Origin of the sequence: Streptomyces sp. ADI96-02 (assembly GCF_003846185.1) — a bacterium.
Classification (GTDB): Bacteria; Actinomycetota; Actinomycetes; order Streptomycetales; family Streptomycetaceae; genus Streptomyces.
In genome coordinates this window covers 6230338-6235101 of the sequence record NZ_ML123034.1, presented here as the reverse complement: position 1 = coordinate 6235101, position 4764 = coordinate 6230338, and the positions used below count along the sequence as shown (strand labels likewise).

4 protein-coding genes and 1 pseudogene are annotated in these 4764 nt (G+C 67.2%); 4 read left to right on the top strand and 1 reads right to left on the bottom strand.

What is annotated here, in order from left to right:
• The 3 genes and pseudogenes from EES43_RS27265 to EES43_RS27255 form a co-directional block, all read left to right on the top strand.
• Nucleotides 1-181: pseudogene (locus EES43_RS27265) on the top strand (hypothetical protein); the annotation flags it as partial.
• A 75-nt stretch (nucleotides 182-256) separates the two neighbouring features.
• Nucleotides 257-742 carry a nucleotide triphosphate diphosphatase NUDT15 gene (locus EES43_RS27260; RefSeq protein ID WP_124271212.1) on the top strand — a complete coding sequence of 162 codons (486 nt, stop codon included), beginning with the start codon at nucleotides 257-259 and terminating at the stop codon, nucleotides 740-742.
• 116 nt (nucleotides 743-858) lie between these two features.
• Nucleotides 859-1272 carry an SHOCT domain-containing protein gene (locus tag EES43_RS27255; protein WP_124271211.1) on the top strand — a complete coding sequence of 138 codons (414 nt, stop codon included), beginning with the start codon at nucleotides 859-861 and terminating at the stop codon, nucleotides 1270-1272.
• Between the two features lie 81 nt (nucleotides 1273-1353).
• On the opposite strand, the gene EES43_RS27250 is transcribed toward EES43_RS27255, so the two are convergent.
• Nucleotides 1354-2127, bottom strand: a complete 774-nt coding sequence (locus EES43_RS27250) for a glycosyltransferase family 2 protein (RefSeq protein WP_124271210.1) — start codon at nucleotides 2125-2127, stop codon at nucleotides 1354-1356.
• 436 nt (nucleotides 2128-2563) lie between these two features.
• On the opposite strand from EES43_RS27250, the gene EES43_RS27245 reads away from it, so the two are divergent.
• Complete coding sequence (locus EES43_RS27245; protein ID WP_124271209.1) at nucleotides 2564-3712, top strand: DUF475 domain-containing protein; 1149 nt, start codon at nucleotides 2564-2566, stop codon at nucleotides 3710-3712.
• The last annotated feature ends 1052 nt before the right edge of the window (nucleotides 3713-4764 follow it).

Genomic DNA, 4764 nt, shown 5'->3' with positions numbered 1-4764 from the left:
CGCGACCGGGACGTCCCGGGTCGCGGGCGAGCTGGGCGCGGGACAGGGGCTGCGGCTCACGGTGGAGTCGGACCGGATCGTGGTCTTCGGGGACGGCATCGAGTCCGACGCGCTGGAGCTGACCTGGGGCCAGAGCGTCCGGCTCGCCGTCGCCGCGAACACGCTGCGCCTGCTGGCCTAGGGCCCGGGCCGGCGGCCGTGTGGCTTCGCTACGGTGTGTCCCCCACCGGCACCATCGAGCGGAGACACAGCACCCATGACGGCCGAACCCGCCACCGGCACCGCCCGCAACTCCCGCCCGCCCACAGCGCAGGCGGCCCTCGGCGTCGGGGTGATCGTCGAGGACGGCCGGGGGCGCGTCCTGCTGGGACGGCATCACAGCGGCACCTGGGAGCTACCCGGCGGCAAGGTCGACGCGACGCGCGAGTCGGTCGCGGCGGCGGCCGTACGGGAGCTGCGCGAGGAGACCGGCCTGGCCGTGGACGAGGCGCGGGTGGACGTCTTCGCGATGCTCCACGACGTGATCGGCGGCATCAACCGCATCAGCATGGGGGCCGTCGTCCGGCTGGAATCCGGGAGCCCGGAGGTGACCGAGCCCCATCTGATCAGCGCCTGGCGGTGGATCGCGCCCGAGGAGCTGCCGACACCGCTGTTCCACCCCTCGGCACAGATCCTGGCGGCGTGGCGGCCGGACCTGGCACTCGTCCACCCGCCCGCCCATCTGCTCCGCATCACGTCGTGACCGGGCGCTCTCCGTCGCGTCGACCAGGTACGACTCATGACCGGAGGGCCCGGATGCGGAGCAAAGGGACAAGTTGTATGACTGAGAGACCATCCGTGCGATCGGAGTAGGTCCCCATGGACGATTACCCGCTGCTGAACCTCTTCCTGACCATGCTCTTCCTGTTCCTGTGGGTCATGTGGTTCTTCCTGCTGTTCAAGGTGGTGACCGACCTCTTCCGGGACCACTCCCTGAACGGCTGGGCCAAGGCGGGCTGGCTCGTCTTCGTCATCCTGCTCCCGTACGTGGGCGTGCTGGTCTACCTCATCGTCCGCGGGCGCAGCATGCACGAGCGCGACGCCAAGGCGGTCCGGGAGTCGGAGGCGGCCTTCCGGAGTTACGTGAAGGAGGCTGCGGGCACACCGGGCGAAGCCGGGCCGGGCGGCGGCAACAGCCACGTGAACGAACTGGCGAAACTCGCGGAACTCAAGGACAAGGGCTCTCTCAACGCCGAGGAGTACGAGAGAGCCAAGGCGAAGCTCCTGTCCTGACGCGGGGAAGCCGGGGCGGGGCCCGGTCGGGCACCCCCTGGAAACGGTCGCGCGCCGGGCTACCCGAGCCCGTATCCGGATCTAGATGCGCGAGTTGCGCAGCGACTGCCACACAGCGCCGGCCAGCGCCCGTGTCGCCCGCGGGACCGACAGATGCTCGTGCTCGCGGTACAGGGCCCAGTTGTACTGCACGAGCGACAGCTTGTTGGAGGACAGCGATCCCGCCTGGTTGGCCCTGTACACCGCAAGCGGCTCAGCCAGGCCCCGGGCGTCGGCACCGTCCCGCATGATCGACAGCCACAGGGCGTAGTCCTGGCGCTTGCGCATCTCCGGCATCAGCCTCGTGCCCAGGACATCGCGGTTGTACATGGCGGTGAGAGCACCGATGTGGTCCTGGACCAGCATCGCGCGGTAGTCCACGTGCTCCCTGGCACGGATCACCCGCCCGTTCGGGACCCAGTCGGTGCTCTCGCCGTCGTAGTCGGCGTCCATCTTGAAGTACGAGGTGAACGTCAAAGGCGCGGTGCCCTCCGCAGCGAAGGCGAGCTGCTTCTCGGTCTTCTCCGGAAGCCACATGTCGTCGGAGTCGAGGAAGGCGATGTACTCCCCGCGGGCCCGCTCGATCGCGAAGTTGCGGGCCCGGCCCGCACCACCCCGTTCCGGTGCCGACTCCGGCAGGACGCGCTCGTCCTGCTCGGCGAACTCGCGGAGCAGATCCATGGAGTTGTCGGAGGACTGGTCGTCGGTGACCAGCAGCTCCACGTCACTGTGGGTCTGTGTGAGCACCGATCGGACGGCTGCGCCGAGGGTGGCAGCCGAGTTGTAGACGGGCATCACGACAGACACCAGGGGCACAGTGCATCTCCTTGCCAGATCAGGATCGACGGTCCATTGAAGCACCGCAATCGAGCAGAAGCTGACACGCGGACAGTCTTCGCTGGTCAGGGCCACGCAGGGGCAGCAGCCGGTAGAGCGGCCTTCTCGGTTCGGCCGGGGGCCGACTCACCGCCCGGCAACAGCGCCTGGGCGAGCAGAGCAGGAGCTGTGGGGACACCCCGCTCGCGGAGTGCTCGAACGTGGACGGCTCGAACGTGGACGGGGAGGGCCTTCTCGCTGTGATGGCAGAAGCCCTGGACAAGTCTCATCACCCCAGCTCAGGAGGCACTTTCGCGTTTCCGGTCCCGATCCGGACACCATCGCGAGTCCCACGCGGAGGTTAGACTTCGGTCAGTGTTCGGTAAAGCCGGGTACGGCTCGCGGGGGGAGCCCCGCACAGACGATTGGGTAGCCAGTGCTTCTCAAGACGTTCGGCTGGTCGTTCGCGGTGACCGCGCTCGGCCTCGTCGTGGCGGCGTTATACGGGGGATGGGCGGCCTTCGGGATCGTGGCGATCCTTTCCATCCTCGAAATCTCGGTGTCCTTCGACAACGCTGTGGTCAACGCCGGGATCCTCAAGAAGATGAGTGCCTTCTGGCAGAAGATCTTCCTCACCATCGGTGTGCTCATCGCCGTCTTCGGCATGAGGCTGGTCTTCCCGGTCGTGATCGTGGCGATCAGCGCCAAGGTCGGCCCCATCGAGGCCGTCGATCTCGCGATCAACGACGCGGAGCGCTACGAGCAGCTCGTCACCGACGCCCACCCGTCGATCGCGGCATTCGGCGGCATGTTCCTGCTGATGATCTTCCTGGAGTTCATCTTCGAGGACCGTGACATCAAGTGGATCGGCTGGCTGGAGCGCCCGCTCGCCAAACTCGGCAAGATCGACATGCTGCCGGTCTGCGTCGCCCTGATCGTCCTGGCGATCAGCGCCATGACCTTCGCGACCCAGGCCCACCAGCACGGCGGCACGCACGTCGACAAGGCGGCGACGGTCCTGCTCTCGGGCGTCTTCGGCCTCATCACGTATCTCGTCGTCGGGGGTCTCTCCAGCTACTTCGAGAACAAGCTCGACGAAGAGGAGGAGCGCGAACGCGAGGCCGAGGAAGAGGCCAGGAGGAGTGGCAAGAAGGTCCCAGCGGTCGTGATGGTAGGCAAGGCCGCGTTCTTCATGTTCCTCTATCTGGAGGTCCTGGACGCGTCCTTCTCCTTCGACGGTGTCATCGCCGCCTTCGCGATCACCAACGACATCGTCCTGATGTCGCTCGGCCTCGGTATCGGCGCGATGTACGTCCGTTCGCTGACGGTCTACCTGGTCCGTCAGGGCACCCTCGACGACTACGTCTACCTGGAGCACGGCGCGCACTACGCGATCGGCGCGCTGGCCGTGATCCTCATGATCTCCATCCGCTACCAGATCCCCGAGGTGGTCACCGGTCTCATCGGGGTCATCCTGATCGCCTGGTCCTTCTGGTCCTCCGTCCGCCGCAACCGCAGGCCGGCGCTGGACGAAGGAGAACAAGCGGGGTCCACCGAAAGAGCCGAGGTCCCCTCCGGCGTCTGACCCGGCCCGGACCACGCCGCAGGGTTCAGCTCACTGCCGAGCCCGACCGCCATGACCCGCTGCCTCCGTCAAGGACCCGGTCTCCAACGGTCCTCGACAACGATCAGGGCCGGTTTCGGATTTCTTCGAAACCGGCCCTGATCGACGGCTGCCTCGTGAGCACCAGCCTGACCATGGGCAGCTGACCACGATCAACCCGACATCACCCAATCAAGTTCAGTAGCAGCAGCCACACATCGTCCTCAGCTACTTCGGCGGCCCACACGTCCGCTACGCCCTGGACGAGAACACCATGAGTCTCTGATCAATAGTTGGCGACATCGCGCACCAGGGCGACGACCTGGCGGCCGGAGCGCAATCTGCGGAGCGGTCCCTCTGTGCGCGAACGGAGGAGGCCACGCCGACCAGCGCCGACATGGACTGATCGAGACGAGCCGAACCGACGCCGTAACCCAGCGGGAAGCCTGTGGGCCCCAACGCCGAACTTGTACCGCGTCTCGACACCGTGCTTGAAGAAGTTCAGCTCTTCATCGTCCTCGTGGCCGTACCGTTCCTCGTCCGGCAACCTGCCGTCCCGCGTCGGCCAGGAAACGACGTCCGGCAGTTCCGGTAACCCGAGCTGCCACACCGCCGGGCCATCGCCGGCCCGCCGGGGGCGGAAACGGGCGCCTGGCCGCCCTCCGCCGTACCGCCCTCCTCCAGCCCTCCAGCGACCGCCCGGCCCTCCGGCACACGTGCACGCAGCCGTGCACCGAACGCCCCCCTCGCCTCCTGCCCCGGCCCCCGGCCCCGTAGGAGCGAGGACTGGTTACCAGGATCCGGACCGCACTAGGAAGTTCCCCTGAGGCCCTGAGCCCTCGCGTCGTTTTTCATGAGTGGGTGGGTTAGTTAGTTCGTTTCTGTTCCTTCTAGGTTGGTGATCTCCCATGCGATCCGTCGGTCGTCGTGCGGTGTCGTCGTGTGTGGCGGTTGCGGTGGGGGTGTCGTTGCCGTGGGTGGCGGGGCTGGGCTTCGCTTCTGCGGCCCCTTCGAACGCGCCTGGTGCGTCGTCG

What these genes read in the sequence shown, in the direction of transcription:
- EES43_RS27255 (WP_124271211.1), top strand. Translation starts at nt 859, where the DNA reads ATGGACGATTACCCGCTGCTGAACCTCTTCCTGACCATGCTCTTCCTG.
- EES43_RS27260 (WP_124271212.1), top strand. Translation starts at nt 257, where the DNA reads ATGACGGCCGAACCCGCCACCGGCACCGCCCGCAACTCCCGCCCGCCC.